Origin of the sequence: Leucobacter chromiireducens (assembly GCF_051993095.1) — a bacterium.
Taxonomy (GTDB): domain Bacteria; phylum Actinomycetota; class Actinomycetes; order Actinomycetales; family Microbacteriaceae; genus Leucobacter; species Leucobacter chromiireducens.
Map to the genome: position 1 here is coordinate 249,700 of NZ_CP197024.1, position 15,758 is coordinate 265,457.

Annotated in this window: 12 protein-coding genes and 1 tRNA gene; 9 read left to right on the forward strand and 4 right to left on the reverse strand. The window is 64.4% G+C overall.

Features of this window, described 5'->3' with window-relative positions:
* The first annotated feature begins 151 nt into the window (after nucleotides 1-151).
* The 5 genes from ACR81A_RS01160 to ACR81A_RS01180 all read left to right on the forward strand — a co-directional run bounded on the left by ACR81A_RS01160 (nucleotide 152) and on the right by ACR81A_RS01180 (nucleotide 8,287).
* Nucleotides 152-3,952, forward strand: coding sequence for a choice-of-anchor G family protein (locus ACR81A_RS01160; RefSeq protein WP_440313117.1), 3,801 nt, complete (start codon nucleotides 152-154; stop codon nucleotides 3,950-3,952).
* Between the two features lie 103 nt (nucleotides 3,953-4,055).
* The gene (locus ACR81A_RS01165) at nucleotides 4,056-4,883 is read left to right on the forward strand and encodes a DUF5819 family protein (protein ID WP_440312317.1); all 828 of its coding nucleotides are present in this window, start codon (nucleotides 4,056-4,058) and stop codon (nucleotides 4,881-4,883) included.
* A gap of 242 nt (nucleotides 4,884-5,125) precedes the next feature.
* A complete protein-coding gene (locus ACR81A_RS01170) occupies nucleotides 5,126-5,992 on the forward strand; it encodes a hypothetical protein (protein ID WP_440312318.1) in 867 nt (288 codons plus the stop codon).
* Between the two features lie 43 nt (nucleotides 5,993-6,035).
* Nucleotides 6,036-6,860, forward strand: a complete 825-nt coding sequence (locus tag ACR81A_RS01175; RefSeq protein ID WP_440312319.1) for an alpha/beta fold hydrolase — start codon at nucleotides 6,036-6,038, stop codon at nucleotides 6,858-6,860.
* Nucleotides 6,857-8,287, forward strand: coding sequence for a diguanylate cyclase domain-containing protein (locus ACR81A_RS01180; RefSeq protein WP_440312320.1), 1,431 nt, complete (start codon nucleotides 6,857-6,859; stop codon nucleotides 8,285-8,287). The genes ACR81A_RS01175 and ACR81A_RS01180 overlap by 4 nt, the downstream gene beginning before the upstream one ends.
* Here ACR81A_RS01180 and ACR81A_RS01185 read toward each other — a convergent pair.
* Nucleotides 8,284-8,604 carry a hypothetical protein gene (locus ACR81A_RS01185; protein ID WP_440312321.1) on the reverse strand — a complete coding sequence of 107 codons (321 nt, stop codon included), beginning with the start codon at nucleotides 8,602-8,604 and terminating at the stop codon, nucleotides 8,284-8,286. The two genes, ACR81A_RS01180 and ACR81A_RS01185, sit on opposite strands and share 4 nt — an antisense overlap.
* A 135-nt stretch (nucleotides 8,605-8,739) precedes the next feature.
* Here ACR81A_RS01185 and ACR81A_RS01190 point away from each other — a divergent pair, with 135 nt between their 5' ends.
* Nucleotides 8,740-9,177, forward strand: a complete 438-nt coding sequence (locus tag ACR81A_RS01190; RefSeq protein ID WP_440312322.1) for a DoxX family protein — start codon at nucleotides 8,740-8,742, stop codon at nucleotides 9,175-9,177.
* Nucleotides 9,178-9,182: 5 nt separating this feature from the next.
* Here ACR81A_RS01190 and ACR81A_RS01195 read toward each other — a convergent pair whose 3' ends face one another.
* Entirely contained in the window at nucleotides 9,183-9,521 is a 339-nt protein-coding gene (locus tag ACR81A_RS01195) for a hypothetical protein (protein WP_440312323.1), read from the reverse strand.
* 30 nt (nucleotides 9,522-9,551) lie between these two features.
* Here ACR81A_RS01195 and ACR81A_RS01200 point away from each other — a divergent pair, with 30 nt between their 5' ends.
* Nucleotides 9,552-9,917, forward strand: coding sequence for a hypothetical protein (locus ACR81A_RS01200; RefSeq protein WP_440312324.1), 366 nt, complete (start codon nucleotides 9,552-9,554; stop codon nucleotides 9,915-9,917).
* Nucleotides 9,918-10,003: 86 nt separating this feature from the next.
* Here the strand turns inward: ACR81A_RS01200 and murJ are convergent, their stop codons facing one another.
* Together murJ and ACR81A_RS01210 are read right to left on the reverse strand one after the other, a co-directional pair.
* Nucleotides 10,004-11,623 carry a murein biosynthesis integral membrane protein MurJ gene (murJ, locus tag ACR81A_RS01205; RefSeq protein WP_440312325.1) on the reverse strand — a complete coding sequence of 540 codons (1,620 nt, stop codon included), beginning with the start codon at nucleotides 11,621-11,623 and terminating at the stop codon, nucleotides 10,004-10,006.
* Nucleotides 11,624-11,803: 180 nt separating this feature from the next.
* A tRNA-Arg gene (locus tag ACR81A_RS01210) sits at nucleotides 11,804-11,880 on the reverse strand.
* Between the two features lie 180 nt (nucleotides 11,881-12,060).
* Here ACR81A_RS01210 and ACR81A_RS01215 point away from each other — a divergent pair.
* The gene (locus tag ACR81A_RS01215; protein WP_440313118.1) at nucleotides 12,061-12,612 is read left to right on the forward strand and encodes an adenine phosphoribosyltransferase; all 552 of its coding nucleotides are present in this window, start codon (nucleotides 12,061-12,063) and stop codon (nucleotides 12,610-12,612) included.
* A gap of 48 nt (nucleotides 12,613-12,660) precedes the next feature.
* On the forward strand, nucleotides 12,661-15,756 hold the full coding sequence (locus ACR81A_RS01220) for a DUF2207 domain-containing protein (RefSeq protein WP_440312326.1): 3,096 nt from the start codon (nucleotides 12,661-12,663) through the stop codon (nucleotides 15,754-15,756).
* Nucleotides 15,757-15,758: the final 2 nt, after the last annotated feature.

A 15,758-nucleotide genomic window follows, 5' to 3' on the forward strand; every position in this document is an offset into this window, starting at 1 on the left:
ACAGGCTGCACTGATGCCAATCACGGTGGGGGCATTCCGGCAGCTTTTCCTGCAATCTGAGCAAAGGTGAGGGATCTTGAGACAACATCAACACAAGGCGATCCCGCCAGGGAGCCGGTTTCGAGGTCTTGCCCTCGGCACCGCAGCTGTCGTGGTCGCGGCATCGGGGCTCATTGCGGCTCCGGCAGCATATGCAAATACGCCAACAGTTTCGGCGGATTCGGCAGCGCACGGCCATTGGCTGTGGGCAGAGGGGCTCGGCTTGGACGTTGTGGGCGCAGCCACGACGCAGTCCGAGTATCCGGGTAATCCGTCGCCGGCCGCCGACCCGTTGAACCTCTCGGTTCTTGGTGGGCTCGCGAGCTTGCAGGTGGGAACCGTGAGCTTGCCCGTGATCAAGCCAAGCGACACTGACCCCGGTCTTCTTCGGTTGGGCAATCTCGGCGCCATTTCAAGCTACAGTTCATCGCCGAACGTCACCACGAGCGTCGCGTCATCTGGCCTCATCAATTCTGATGGCTCACTCAACATCGACGCGGCGAGCAGCGGTCAGTATGGAACTGCTCGGCTCGACGCCAACTCTTTGCTGACGCAAATCATTGATCCGAGCCTCGTGAACACGTTGGTCGATGAGGCTGCTGTCGAGATTGGGGCACTGGGCTCGCGCGCGAACAGCACGGCGGGTGCCACCACCAGCGAGTACATGCTGAGCGATCTGAACGTTGATCTGCACAGCCCTCTCGTCGGGGGGCTGGTGACGCAGCTCAACACGCAGCTGGGAACGATCTTGCAGCCGCTCCAGGGTCTTCTGGGCGCCGGGGGTGGCATCGAAACGGTGCTCTCCACACTCGTGCAGGGCATCGGCGCGCTGCCACTTGTTGATGCTCAGCTCAACTCGGCATCAATTGACACCCAGCCACTGCTGGACACGGTGCGAACGACTCTCCTCGCGGAACCCCTCTCAAACACCGACGGTAGTGTGCTCGTTGACCTCAGCACGGGCACGATCAGCGTGAACCTGGGAAGCCTCGTCGTTGACCGAACGGGTGCGGCCAGTTTGAGTACGCTTCCGGCAAACACCGAGGTGCTTGACGGCGCCACGGTGAACGCGATCCTCGACGGTGTGACAGACGCGCTCACGGGCGCGGGCCCGAACTCGTTGCTTTCGAAGACGGTGAGCATCATCTCGTCGGGTATCTATGACGTCGCCGTCAACGTAAGTATCGAAGCTGATGTTGGGGTCAACCTCGGGCTCGGCACGGTGCGACTTGTGAAGGCTCCCGTGACGATTGCGGGGTCGATCGGCGGCTTTATCGGTATCCCCGGCAAGCCTGCCCCGGTGATCGACACCAGCAATATCAACGTTGCGGGCATCCCAGTCGGAACGGTGTTGCAGCCTGTCATCAACCTTTTGAACGGCGCGGTCGCTCCGATCGGTGTCGCACTCAAGGGCACGGTCGATACTTTGCTTGGCAACCTGCAGCCCACCCTCTTCAACTGGCTCTCACCGATCGTGAGCGGACTTCTCACCAATGGTGTCGGGCCAGTGCTCCGCGGCCTCGCGAGCATTACCATCAACCAGCAGGTTTCACCGGGCGACCTCGGAACGGGGAGTTTCACCGTTCGAGCGCTCAATGTGAGTCTGCTCCCGAATGTCGCGACAAATGGTGCCGTGGCACTTCAGCTCGGGTCTGCGTCGGTGAAGGCGCTCGCGGATGACCCCGGCACGGAGCCGGGCACCGATCCCGCGGTAGACCCCGGTACCGATCCGGGCGCTGATCCCGGTACGGACCCCGGCACTGATCCGAGCGTTGATCCTGGTACTGACCCAGGCGCGGATCCGGGCACCGATCCTGGTGTTGACCCGGGGACCGATCCTGGTGTTGACCCGGGGACCGATCCCGGTACGGACCCAGGCACCGACCCGGGGACCGATCCTGGAACGGACCCTGGTGCTGATCCGGGTACGGATCCCGGTACTGATCCTGGAACGGACCCGAGCACGGACACCGGTGTAGACCCCGGTACCGACCCCGGTACCGATCCGGGAACGGATCCCGGTACTGACCCTGGGACTGATCCGGGCACGGATCCTGGAACGGACCCGAGCACAGATACCGGTGTTGACCCGGGCACGGATCCCGGTACGGATCCTGGTGCTGATCCGGGTACAGACCCCGGTGCTGATCCGGGTACGGATCCTGGTGCTGATCCGGGTACAGACCCCGGTGCTGATCCGGGTACGGATCCTGGTGCTGATCCGGGTACAGACCCCGGTGCTGATCCGGGTACGGACCCTGGTGCTGACCCCGGTACTGATCCTGGCACCGACCCCGGTACCGATCCGGGTACGGACCCGGGCACTGATCCTGGAACGGACCCGGGCACCGACCCAGCGGTAGATCCCGGTACGGACCCGGGCACCGATCCCGGCACCGACCCGGGGACCGATCCTGGAACGGACCCTGGTGCTGACCCGGGAACGGATCCCGGTACTGATCCGGGAACGGACCCGAGCACGGACACCGGTGTAGACCCCGGTACTGATCCTGGCACCGACCCGGGGACCGATCCGGGAACGGATCCCGGTACTGACCCTGGGACTGATCCGGGCACGGATCCTGGAACGGACCCGAGCACAGATACCGGTGTTGACCCGGGCACGGATCCCGGTACGGATCCTGGTGCTGATCCGGGTACAGACCCTGGTACTGATCCTGGCACCGACCCCGGTACCGATCCCGGTGCTGATCCGGGTACGGACCCTGGTACTGATCCGAGCACGGACCCCGGTGTAGATCCTGGTACTGATCCTGGCACCGACCCCGGTACCGATCCGGGAACGGATCCCGGTACTGACCCAGGCACCGATCCGGGCACGGACCCGAGCACAGATACCGGTGTTGACCCGGGCACGGACCCAGGCGCCGATCCGGGAACGGATCCCGGTACGGACCCGGGCGCTGATCCTGGAACGGATCCCGGTACGGACCCTGGTGCTGATCCCGGTACGGACCCGGGCGCTGATCCTGGAACGGATCCCGGTACGGACCCTGGTGCTGATCCTGGAACGGACCCCGGTACCGATCCTGGTACTGACCCTGGTACCGATCCGGGAACGGATCCGAGCACGGACACAGGAACTGATCCTGGTACTGACCCGGGCACCGATCCTGGTACTGATCCCGGTGCAGACCCTGGTAGCGATCCGGGAACGGACCCCGGCACCGAGCCGAAGGTTGATCCCGGCACTGATCCGGGAACGGACCCGGCCACCGATCCCGGTGCGGAACCCGGTACTGACCCTGGCACTGATCCGGGTACGGACACTGGGGTAGACCCGGACACGGATCCCGGTACTGACCCAGGTACCGATCCTGGTGCTGACCCGGGTACCGATCCTGGTGCTGACCCGGGTACCGATCCTGGTGCTGACCCGGGTATCGATCCGGGTACTGACCCGGGCTCTGATCCAGGGGTTGATCCCGGCACGGATCCCGGAGGGAACCCGCCTGGGGGGAAGACCGCGTCCCTTACTGCGACGCCTGGCTCGGTCGCACCGGGTGACACAGTGACACTGACCGGCTCTGGCTTCCTTGCCGGGGAAAAGGTAGTGATCACGTTGCCCACGGGAGGAACAACAACCGTTACTGCAGATGCCAATGGCGCGTTCACCACTACCTGGAAGGTTCCGGCGAACTGGTCCGCGGGCACTGCGAGCTTCTCCGCGGTCGGCCAGGAGAGCGGCCGATCTGCTGAAGCCTCGGTGACGGTGACCGGAGCGGTCACGCCGCCCGGTAAGGTCCCCGGCGGTAAGGCGGGTGGCGGACTAGCCGTCACCGGCGCAGAGACGGCGCCGCTGGTTCTGCTGACGATCCTCAGCCTTGCGGCGGGAGCCGGGCTGCTGATCGCTAGCCGCCGCCGCGCGGGTGTCGTTCGCCGCTCCGAGTAGTCAACGGGTAGTGAGAATCGGTGGTCTCCGCAAGTAGTAGCCGCGGAGGCCACCGATCTCTATGCTGAGCACAAGCGAGTGAAAGCTAAATGGGGAGCGATCAATGGCAGATCACCGGTTAGATCCCAGTGCGAGCGATGCGACCGCACAGGCAGGCAGGTTTCGAGCGTCCCGTGCCGTGCAAATCACTGCCGCAGTAGCGCTCGTACTTCTCGTCGTTCACATGTTTTTCACCGCGGTTGTGAACACGCCAAACTCAGACATCAAGTACAACGTGCTTCCGGGCGCAGCAGCCGACCGCTACGCCAAGCCCCATCTCGTTCAGGACTACAAGATTTTCGCCCCAGACCCAGCGGACACTGATCGACAACTGTGGGTGCGCGCCTGGGTCGAAGACGAGAGCGGCGCAAAAGAGGCAACTGAGTGGATCAACGCAACTCACGTCGAGCTCGCAGCAACGTATCGAAAGACACTCCGCAAGCAGCTATCGATCGTGGGCGCTGAACGATTGATGGGGGCGTTCTCGAAACTGAGCGAGGATCACAAGAGTGTTGCTGCGGAGAACCATCTTGATGGCGATGCGCTTTATGGACTCCGCGATGCCATGGTTGCGGCTGATGGCTCGAATCAAGCCGCGGTTGACGAGTTCATCCGTGCTGACAACTACGTGACCTCATACGCGACGCAAGTTGCGTATGCGATGTGGGGGGATTCCGGCACAATCCGGGGGGTGCAGGTTCGCGCCGTCTATGATCCCGTGGTGCGCTGGGCCGACCGAAAAGACCCGAACGCCGAGCGTCCACCATCTCGCTACACCGATCTTGGGTGGGTACCCCCGATGGAATGGCCCGCTCAGGATCGAGACGCGTTCGCGCGCACCTTCCGGGCTTGGGCTGAGCAAGCAGAACCTCAGATGGAGGCCACACGATGAGCGCTGAGCTGAGCCGCAAGGCTGTACGGAATATCAGCCCGCGTGAGAACCTCCTGACGCGAACGTGGGGCAGGCTGCTCCAGTGGCTCACGGAAGCTCGTCACGCTACCTACGGCCTCGCGCTTATGCGAATCGGGTTTGGTTCGATGACGGTAGTGATCCTCGCGATGTATCTGCCGAACTTCTCATATTCGTTCGGGGCGGGCTCGCGATGGGGCGAGGCTCTTTTCAGGAACTCGTCAGTGAACGACTACATCTGGCCGATTCCGCAGCTGTTTGCGCGCGACGATTCCGACGCCGTGCTGCTTATCAAGATCCTGATTCTCGGCGCAGTCGCCGTAGCCTACGCGCTCGGCTGGCGCATGCGTGTCGTGTCGCCGCTCTTCGTGGTGCTCTGGCTCGGTTTTGCCTCGACGAATCCTGTCATTCTCAATACCGGGCACTACCAAACCTTCCGTATCTTTCTCCTATTCCTGCTCCTCGCTGATACGTCGTACCGATGGTCGCTTGACGCGCGGCGCCGTGTACGTCGGGGCGCCCCAGACCCGCAACTGGGATGGGGGCGGTGGCGGCTTCCACGCTGGGTGCCGGTGCTGGCGAACAATCTGGCGCTCATTCTGATTGCGTACCAACTGTGCATCATCTACGTGACCAGTGCGCTTTGGAAATTGCAGGGGACCACGTGGGTATCCGGCGTGGCCGCCTACTACCCCTTGCAACTTGAAGAGCTGACGCTCTTCCCCTGGCTGAACCACCTCGCGTGGCAGGTGACCCCCGCCGTGTTCATTGCATCGTGGCTCAGCGTGTACGGCCAACTCTTCTTCCCGCTACTCCTCGTGAACCGGTGGACCCGCATCCTCGGGCTGGTGCTCGTGACTGGCATGCATGCGTCGATTGGGATCCTGCTCGCGCTTCCCTGGTTCTCGCTCATGATGATCCTTGGGGACATGATCTTCATTAGAGATCGCACTTGGGAGTCAGTGGCGGGCTGGGTGAAAGACCGGTGGCCGAGTTCGAATCGTGGTCGGCGGGCTTCACGCCAGCTGGAAATTAGGGAGAACGAACACCAGATTTCTCAGGAGAAAGAGGGAGTACCTTCCCTGTCGTGACATACTCTCGAGAAGAGAAGTGGGCACGCAAGGGGAGGCGACCATGGATGTATCGGAGCGCGTTGACGCGTCTGCCGAAGAAGTGATCAGGCGGAATGCGGTCACGGTGCAGGGGCCTGAGGGGGCGCCGGTCATGGTGTTCGCCCACGGGTACGGCACGAACCAATCCACCTGGGCCGGTATCGCCGCACACTTCACCACCGACTACCGGGTCGTGCTGTTCGACTACGTCGGATCCGGCGCCTCAGATCTCAACGCCTACGACGAACAACGCTACGACTCTTACGACGGCTACGCGGCCGACCTCATTGAGGTGCTTGACGCGGTGGGGGCACGCGACGCGATCCTCGTCGCGCACTCGGCGAGCGGGATGATCGGGGCCATGGCGTCGATCGAACGCCCCGACCTCTTTGCGCGGCTCATCATGGTCTCGCCGTCGCCTCGTTACGTGAACGATGACGGATACGAGGGGGGTTTTTCGCGCGAGGACGTGCTCGGGCTTATCGATGCGATCGATGCAAACCAGCCGAGTTGGGCTGCGGCGCTCGCACCTGCGGTCACCGCGCGAGAGGACCGTCCCGAAGTCACTGCGCAGGTGCGTGAGCTCTTCACTGCGACGCCGCAGCGCGTAGCTAAACACTTTGCCCGTGTGGTGTTCTTCAGCGATGTGCGGAATCGGCTGCGCGAGATTCCAACGCCGAGCGTTATCTTGCAGTCGGCCGGCGACATCATTTGCCCGCCCCACATCGGCGAGTACCTGCGTGATCGTATCCCGCAGAGCGAGCTCGTGCAGCTCGAGTCAGCGGGTCACTTCGTGCACCTGACGGAGCCCGAGCTGGTGATGGGTCGCATTCGGGCGGCACTGTGACGCTCGATCAGGATCTCCTGTGGGAGAGCCCGGTGGCGCTGCTCGCCGTCGACACGAACGGGGAAGTGCTCGCCCACAATCACGCGCTGCAGCGGTGGATCGACGGCTCGGGGAGCCCCGAGCGCCTAGTCGGCCGCAACCTCGTTGAGTGGCTTACACCCGCGGCCCGTCTGCTGTATGAGACGCGCGTGCTCCCGCAACTGTTCGAGACCGGCCGCGCGCGGGAGATCGTGCTTGAGCTTCGCGCAAGTGACGGCACCGCCCGACCCACCCTGTGCAACGCGGATCTGCGCAGCTCGCCATCGGGTACCCGCGTGGTGCACATCGCCGCGTTCGACGCGAGCGCCCGGATCGCGTTCGAGCGTGAGCTCGTCACCGCTCGCCACGAGGCTGAACTCGCACACGAGCGACTCTCCGTTCTCCACGGCGCTACGAGTGCGCTCGCTGTCGCAGACGGGCTTGACGACCTCGGCGCGGCGCTCGTTGCGGCCGCCGCGCGCGCCACGAACGCGGCCTGGACCAGGGTGACGCTGCTGGATTACGAGGACAGCGGATCGGGATCGGGCCTGCGGAGCTGGGGCTCGGCGCCGCCCGCCGAGGCGGATTGGCGCTCGCTCCCGGAGCGCGCCGAGCAGCTCGTGTGTCATGACCCGGATGAGCTCGCGGCGTGCGACCCGGAGGCAGCGGAACGGCTTTCGGGCGACGGGGTCGAGGCGATCGTCGTCACCCCCATCGTGCGCGAGATCTCTGACGAGCGACCGGTGTTTGGTGAGATCCGATGCTGGTTTCGACGGCCTCGAGCGCTTGATGCCTACGAGCTTGAGACGCTGCGCTCCATTGCCACGCAGGCGGAGCGCGTGCTTGAGCATCTCCAGCTCCAGGACCAACTTCGTCACCGCGCATTGCATGATGGGCTCACCGGTCTGCCGAACCGGGTGCTGTTCAGTGAGCGACTTGAGCGCGCGCTCGCAGGCTCCGTGCGTTCAGGGGAGAGCTGCGCGGTGTTGTTCCTCGACCTCGACGGCTTCAAAGCCATCAATGACGGCGCGGGGCATGGCGCCGGCGATGAGGTCCTGAAGGCGGTCGCGGAGCGGTTGCGTGCGAACTCACGTCGCACGGACACCGTCGGTCGGCTGGGTGGCGACGAGTTTGTGGTTGTGGCGACGGGGCTGTCCGAGTCGGACGCGACTGAGCTAGCCGGGCGCGTGCGCGAAGCAATCCGCGTGCCGCTCGAGGGTGCGGCCGCGGGCTGGCCGCTGTCGACCAGCGTTGGCGTGATCCACTGGAATCCGGTGCTCCGGGGCGACGGCGAGGCGGCTGCCCTGCCGTCGGCGGCCGAGTTGCTCGCGGCCGCCGACGCGGCGATGTACGCGGCGAAGCGCGGCGGCAAGGACGCGGTTGTGCTGCGTCGCTGGCCACTCTCCTAGTTGCGGTCCGACTCCGGGAACGGGGAGCCGATCTCCGCGCTCTTCGGATTGGGATCGTCGAGCAGCGGAGTGTGGGTCTGACCAAGCAGGGCCTGGTTCACTTCGCGAAAGGCATCGAGCGGTTCCTGCGTGCGAGTGGCGCCTCGCACCGTACGCACCACAAGCCCGATCCCGATCGTGCCCCACAGCGCAAAGGTGAACCATGGGGCCCACGGCGCTTCGAGCGCGAGCGACACTACCCAGCCGATGAACGCGGCGCTGAGGAAGGTCCACATGCCGATTATGAGGACTCGATGACGCGTCGTTGCGGAGCTCATGGCCCGCACGATACGCGCTGAACTGCGGAAAACCCTGGGGGTGGCTGAGAATCCGCGAAGTCTCCGGAAGCGCGTTCGCGGAGTCTCTAGGCTCGAGTGCAAAGGTTGTCGCATCAACTAAACGAAAGTGGGAACATGACTACTGCTGCACTGTCCATCACCCGGTCGGCCTGGGGGCTCCTCGTACTTCGCATCGTTGCTGGCGGGGTGTTTGCCGCTCACGGTTTCCAGAAAGTGTTCGAGTTCACGCTCGCGGGCACAACGGAGGCGTTCTCCGGGATGGGCGTCCCCGCCGCGGCGGTTGTCGCGCCCGCGATCGCGGTGATCGAACTCGTCGGCGGTGTCCTATTGGCGGCCGGAGCTCTGACGCGGGTGGTCGCCGTGCTGCTCGCGCTCGACATGGTGGGTGCCCTCGTGATGGTGCATGCGTCGGCGGGGCTCTGGGTGGACAACGGCGGGTTCGAGTTTGTGGCCGTACTCGGCGCTGCTGCGATCGCTCTCGCACTGACAGGCCCGGGCCGCCTCTCAATCGACGCGCTTTTCGCGAAGCGCGCCGCCTCGTCCGAGGGCTGAGCTTCTCAGCTCTCCTGCCTGGCCTCGTGCGCGCCCAAGGCTGCGCTGCTGAGGAGGCGATCGGCGAGGCCGTCACCGCAGCCGATCACGGCGAACGCGAGGTCGGGCATTGAGCTCACGAACCAGGATCGGTCGTTCGCCCAGAGAAATGACTGATCGAAGATGCCGAGCTCATCGTCGACCGAGTCGAGGAACAGGCACTCGCCGAGAGCGGCTGCGCCAACAAAGTACCTCAATCGTGCGGACAGGGGCGCGAGCCCTCGATCGCACGCGAGTTTTTCACCCTCGTCGCTCAAGAATCCGCCGTAGCGGGCAAACGTGCACGGCTGATCGGCCCCGCACATGCCCCTGAGTGTGTCGTCAAGCGCGACCATATGCGCTTCGCTGAGGGGATTATCAGCGTGGTGCGGGTCAACGAAAGGAATCTCGGGATCGTCGTGCGGTATCGCGCCCGGGCGGGGAACGAGGAGCCGGCGAGGGTATTTCGCTGGCAGAAGTCCGGCATCGCTTCGAATCCAGTCGGCAAACCACTCGTAGGTTTCAGTGTCGACGAGTGTCACGACTGCCCCAATCCGAATGATGCGTGTGTGCTCGGCCCGGCGAGCGGTTTCATGCTGATGTTGCTGCGTGAGCAGTTGAGCTGGACTGTTGTTCGAGGCCACGCTACTGATTGCCGCAAGTTGTGCGCCTCCCTTGCGCGAGTGATTCGAGGCGCGCTCAAGCGCCGTACTGTTTTCTGAGCTGAGCTACGCATTCTTCCCGATCGGGTACCGATTCGGACAGTCCAGGAGGCCGTGATGCTCCGGCAGGCGTTTCTGAGACAGTGCTACTGGCGTGGGGGTCGCGGTCCCCGGCGCCACGCACGGAAGTCAGAATGGCCGAGGAGGACGAGGCAGGGCACGTACAAGGCGAGGGTGGCTGCCGCAACGACCACGCACCCAGCCAGCGCCGCGAGGGGGCTACTCAGGATGAAGCCATCCGGGGATCCGCCCCCGAGTCCCTGGTAGGTGATCCAGCCCACTCCACCAGCCACCGCCGCGCTCGCAAAGGTTCGGATCGCGTCCGAGACGATACTCTGCCCCGCAAGCTCAGGGAGTCGCTTCTTGAGGAGCGCATAGGTCACCGCGGCCTCGACCCAGAGTAGGAGCGACAGCCAGAGTGTGATTGCCCAGGCCACATGGGCCGGGTCGACGAAAAAGGAGAAGGCGATTCCGACCGCCGCAAGTGCAGCCTCAGATATCTGAACGATCGCCGGCGTTCGAGTGTTGCTGAGCGCGTAAAAGCCGCGGTTGAGAATGTAGAGGCCACTGAACGCCACGCAGCCGAGGGCCCCGGCCGCGAGAACGGGGGAGACCGTTGCTACGGTTTCTTGGCTGGCCTCGAACATCACGACACGAATGGCCGGAGCCGCAAGCGGAATCATCACCGCGGTGAAGAAGAAGATTACCGTCCCCGACCGGCGGAGGAGGCGCGCAATCTCGCCAGCGAGTTCGGCGCTTTTGCCCTCGATAGCGTGCATGCTCATGCGCGGGAACTTGCTCGTAACGGCGGACATGATGAGAACTGAGTGTGGGAGCACGACGATCAAGCTCGTCACGTTCCAGGCCGCGATTCCCGCGTCGTGCGTGCCAGCGCGGTTCATGGCTCCGACTGTGAGCATCAGCACGAGCTGTGCAACAACGACGGAAAGGAGAGTCCACCCGGCGAGCTTCGCGGTTACCCCAAGGCCAACCCCTCGAAAACGGAAATCGAGTCGGAATCGGATCGACGCCCGCCGGAGGAACGCCATGAGCACGATCACTTGGGCCAGGACCCCTGCGGTCGCGGAGCCCGCGATCAGGAGCTGTTCCGTCGTGCCCCACTGGTCTGCGGTTCGTTGCCCGTCTGGGTCCGTGCCGATGACCACGATAAAGAGAACAATCCCGCCGAGCGCGATGAGATTGCTGAGTACTGGTGCCCAGGCATACGGCATGAACACCGACTGAGAGTTGAGGACCTCTCCGAGTGCGGAGTACATCGTGAAGAAGACGACCTGCGGGACAAGCCAGTAGGCCAGGATCGTCGCGAGCTGAACCTGCCCGGGACTGTCCCAACTGCTGCCGAGGAGGGCGATCAGCGCTGGCGTGAGGAGCAGGGTGAGAACGCAGGCCACGGTCGCCAGCACGAGGGTGAGCGTTAAGAGCCGGTTCACGTATCGCTGCCCGTGTTCCCGCGATGCCATTGCCTTCGCAATTTGTGGGACCAGCACTGAGGAAATCGCGCCGGTCGCGATCAGGGTGTAGATCGAGTTTGGGATCTGGTTCGCGGTGGCGAAGCTATTGGCCCAGACGCCCGTCGACCCAATGGCTGTCACCAGGAGCATGTTGCGTGCCACTCCAAGGAGGCGCGAGGCCAGTGTTCCGGCAGCAATTCCCGCGCTCGGGTTCTGGGCCATCTGCTTCAGCATGGGCTCACGCTCGCCCGCGCGTTGATCGTAGTGCGAGCAGAAGTCGGGAGGGCCATGCATCTCAACGATATCTGAACCTATGCGTAAAGCGTGAAGGTTCAGTGAGGCGGCGGGAGCGGCCGCAGACGATTCAGAAACGAGAAAACCCCCGCCGCATTCGCGACGGGGGTTTCAGGTGATTGGCGCGCCCCGAGGGATTCGAACCCCCGACCTTCTGATCCGTAGTCAGATGCTCTATCCAGCTGAGCTAGGGGCGCACGTTGGTGACCCAACTCGTAAAACATTACACGAGGCTTTCAAGATATGAAAACTCGGGCGTGCATCCCGGGCGTGTGCCGCGTGATTCCGCCGATCTAGGCGCCGGAGAGTGTCTAGTCCTGCGGCGGAGGAACGCGACCCGGCACGGTACCCTGGTCTGTGTGCCTGAGAACACCACAATGCCCGCTGCCACCCGGTCGATGAACGACGGCGCCGCGCAGCTCGCCCGCGCCGAGTCCCTGATCCTCGAAGTGCCGGACCACCCGGCTGCCGGGATCGTGTTCCGCGACATCACTCCGCTTCTTGCAGACGGCCCCGCCTTCCGTGCGACCGTTGACGCGCTCATCGCTCCGTTCGCGGGAACCTTCGATGTGGTGGCTGGGCTTGAGGCCCGCGGCTTCCTGTTCGCAAGCGCCGCTGCCTACGCCAGTGGGGCCGGCCTGATGCCGATCCGCAAAGCGGGAAAGCTGCCACGCCCGGCCGCAAAGGTCGACTACTCGCTTGAATATGGCGTCGCGGTAGTTGAGGCCCACGCCGACTTCCCGCGCGGCTCTCGCGTGCTGCTCATTGACGATGTGCTCGCGACCGGTGGAACGCTGGTGGCGGCCCACTCGCTGATGCGCGAGCTCGGGTACGAGGTTGCCGGCACCTCGGTGCTGTTCGAGATCGATGATCTGGGCGGACGAGACGCGCTGAACGACCCGAAGCTGCACACGGTCTTCCACAGCTAGGCTGCTGGGCTCGGCTCCCCGCGCAGGAACCGACGGAGGGGAATAGCGATGAGCAAAGACGCGAGGGCGGCACGACGCGGCTTGCCCGGCGCCGATTTCTTCGATGTCGCCGGCAGTGACCCGGAACTCCTGAACTCGGGCCGGATCCCCGATCCTGCTCCAGAGCACACGCCGCTCTTTCGCTGGCTCGCCGCTGTACTCACCGCCGTTGAGGCGCGGCTCCGTGCGCGTGGCAATGCGGCCTGGCGCAACATCTTTCGGGTCTTCTGGGCGTTGATCGCGGGGGTCGGAGTCCTCCTGCTGCTCGGCCCGATCATCAACAAACCCCTTGAGTTTGACGACGTGATCGCAGCAGCGAAAGTCGATCAGGTCGACTGGGTCGCGCGCGACGTGATTGTCGAGTACGACGTTTCCCGCGACGCCACAGGGCGCTTCAGCGCTGCCGTTTCGGAACGCTACACCGCGGATTTCCGAAACGGTCCGGAGCACAGCGTGAACCGGGTCCTTGTGACCGAGTTCGCTGGACACGACGCTGAGTTCGAGCTTGATGAAGTGACGGTCGACGGGGTTCAGGTGGCGGCGCAGATTGCTCGCCGAACCACCACCACGACGGTGCAGATCACGCGACCAGATCAGTCAGATTTCTCGGGCGAGCACGAGATCGTCGTTTCCTATCGACTCCATAACCTGGTGACCTCCGCGATCGATGATGCCACCGGCGCTCCTGTGGACAGCTGGAATTGGCCCGTCTTCGGTGAGCTCTGGCCGCAAGCGACGAAGGGGATCGACGTTGAGCTCACACTCCCCGTCGAGCTCGATGCTGCGTTGATTCGGCCGCCCCAGGCGCACGTCGGCTGGCTGCTCGCGAGTGCCACGCAGTGGCTGACCCCGGAAGAGCCAGCGGTCGACGCGGCGGGAACCGAGCCAGAGTCGGGCGACACAGTGCGCTATCACTTCAGCAATGATCAGGGGCTGCCGCCGTTCCCGGACATTCTGATCCGCACCAGCTTCGAACCGGGGACATTCGCCCAGCCGGAGACGACCACGTTGTTCTGGTGGCAGAGCTACGGGCCTGTGCTGCCACTCGGCGCCCTCGCGCTCCTCGCGCTTTTCGCGAGCGCCGCCAGGCGGGTGGTCTGGGCAGATAGCGCCGGAGAGCCTTGGTATCTGGCTCGGAGCGAACCGCCGCAGGGGCTCACCCCGGATCTGGCCACTGCGCTGCTCGGAAAATCTGGGCATGCTGAGCTGCTGTCTGAGCTTGCTGCCAACCCTGGCCCCGCCAGGAGTGACGAGCGTCAGTTCGCACGGCTTGCGCGCGCTGGCCGACGGGCCGGCCGATGGGGGAACTTTCCCGCGGCTTGGGCAGCAGCGTTGCGCTGGCGCCGCACCGATGAAGTAGTTGAGCGTGGGCTCCGGTGGGTGCCCGACAGCTACGTGCGTGACTTCTTTGTGTTCGCCCCCGTGGCGATCACGCTCCTGCAATGGGGTCTGCTTCGGCAGCTTTCGCAACAGGTCATTCTTTCTGTGGTGTGGTGGCCGGCCGCATTCGTGCTGGTCTCGACAGTGCTCGCGGTGACGACCCTTGCGCTGGTGCATCGTCCGCGACCGCTCACCCGTATGGGCGCTCTCTCAGTGCAACAGTTGAAGGGCGTGCACGTTTTCGCGCGCGCGACGCGGCTCCTGGAGCGCGGCCCGCTCTCTGAGCCGGTGCTGCCGTACGCGCTCCTCTTCGTCTCTTCCCGGCGCGCGGGAAAGCACGTGGAGAGGCTTGCCGTCGACGAGGCTCGAGACCGATCGATCGCGAGCGGGTGGCGTGGCACTCGCTTCGTCTCACTCTCCGCACTACTCGCGCTCGCTGCAGCGGTTGCTGTTCTCGCTGGCACCATTGTTGTTGTCGCGACGCAGGCGCCGCCCTACGAGAAGACGGATCACTACAGTGAAGAGGCCAGTAACCTTCCGGGCACGTTGTACACGGAAACTGCCGGCTTCGACGTGCGAGCTGAGCTCGCGCGAGGCGTCGACGGAACAGCCCGACTCGAAGTCACCGAGCGGCTCACGGCCGTATTTGCCGAAGACTCCGCGCGCGTGCCACAGTACGCCCGGGAATGGCCGACGCAGTATCTCGGCCAGGATCTCGGCTTCGACCTCGGCCCAGTGACGATCGACGGTACCCCCATGACGGTGCGCGAGATTGAGCAGCCTCGGAGCCGCGTCATGGTGACTCAGTTCTCGCAGGCGCTCTCCGGCAGGCATGAGATTGAGCTGCGCTACACGCTGCGGAGCGCGGCGGTTGCAGCCCCTCACAGTGCGGGGAATCTGCAGCAGGTGCCATGGATTGCATGGCTCGAAACCTGGGATGACGAGTACTACACGAATCCGAGTAGCCCGTATGACGGCTCTGCGCCCGTGCGTCCCCTCCGCCTCGAGCTCACGGTGGCTGCGGACCTCGCTGCAGAGCTCCGTGGGGGCGGTTGGATCGATTTGGATCTTGACCGCCCGCGAGTTCCGGGGGCAGTAGGCAACTCCGTGCTCCCCTGGCAGAGCGAGTCTTCCTGGTACGACGACACGGGGCAACGGAGGGAGCTTCGGATCGGCACGGAGCGCACTCGCAGCGACGGCGCTTTGGTAGTGACCTTCGATGCGGACGCGGTGGAGTCGCGCGCAGTTGATGTACTGGGCGAGGGCGGCTCGTTCGAGATCGAAGCTGATGTGAACGCACAGTTGGGGAAATACGAGCTCGAGGTGGGCGCCTTCACTGAATTGGGGGCACGCATCGACTTTCCCGCCGGCACCTTCCCCGGAGTGGAAGAGGGAGCCGCGGAGCGGGCTCTCGCGGCGTATGAGCGCCCGTACGTTGGACTGATGTGGCTGACTGGCGTTGTCCTCGGAGTCGCGATCGGGATCACTGCCGCAGCGGCACTTCGCCGCCGAGCACCCAGCCTGGGCTTGAAGCTGGTGGGTTTCATCGGCGTCCCCGTGCTGCTCGTTGCGCAATGCGTACTGTTCTGGTGGGTCATCGGGCCGATGGCGGGCAGCGATACTCGGGGAACCGGGGCGTTTGTGCTCGCGGGGGTGACCTGGGCCGCCGTCGTGGCCCAATGTGTCGTGCTGGCACGGCGACTCGGCGCTGCGGGTGGAGAATAGAC

Coding starts and splice junctions, on each gene's coding strand:
- ACR81A_RS01165 (WP_440312317.1), top strand. CDS start 4,056: ATGGCAGATCACCGGTTAGATCCCAGTGCGAGCGATGCGACCGCACAG.
- ACR81A_RS01195 (WP_440312323.1), bottom strand. CDS start 9,521: ATGTGCGGGGCCGATCAGCCGTGCACGTTTGCCCGCTACGGCGGATTC.
- ACR81A_RS01220 (WP_440312326.1), top strand. CDS start 12,661: ATGAGCAAAGACGCGAGGGCGGCACGACGCGGCTTGCCCGGCGCCGAT.
- ACR81A_RS01190 (WP_440312322.1), top strand. CDS start 8,740: ATGACTACTGCTGCACTGTCCATCACCCGGTCGGCCTGGGGGCTCCTC.
- ACR81A_RS01185 (WP_440312321.1), bottom strand. CDS start 8,604: ATGAGCTCCGCAACGACGCGTCATCGAGTCCTCATAATCGGCATGTGG.
- murJ (WP_440312325.1), bottom strand. CDS start 11,623: ATGCTGAAGCAGATGGCCCAGAACCCGAGCGCGGGAATTGCTGCCGGA.
- ACR81A_RS01215 (WP_440313118.1), top strand. CDS start 12,061: ATGCCCGCTGCCACCCGGTCGATGAACGACGGCGCCGCGCAGCTCGCC.
- ACR81A_RS01200 (WP_440312324.1), top strand. CDS start 9,552: ATGCGCTTCGCTGAGGGGATTATCAGCGTGGTGCGGGTCAACGAAAGG.
- ACR81A_RS01175 (WP_440312319.1), top strand. CDS start 6,036: ATGGATGTATCGGAGCGCGTTGACGCGTCTGCCGAAGAAGTGATCAGG.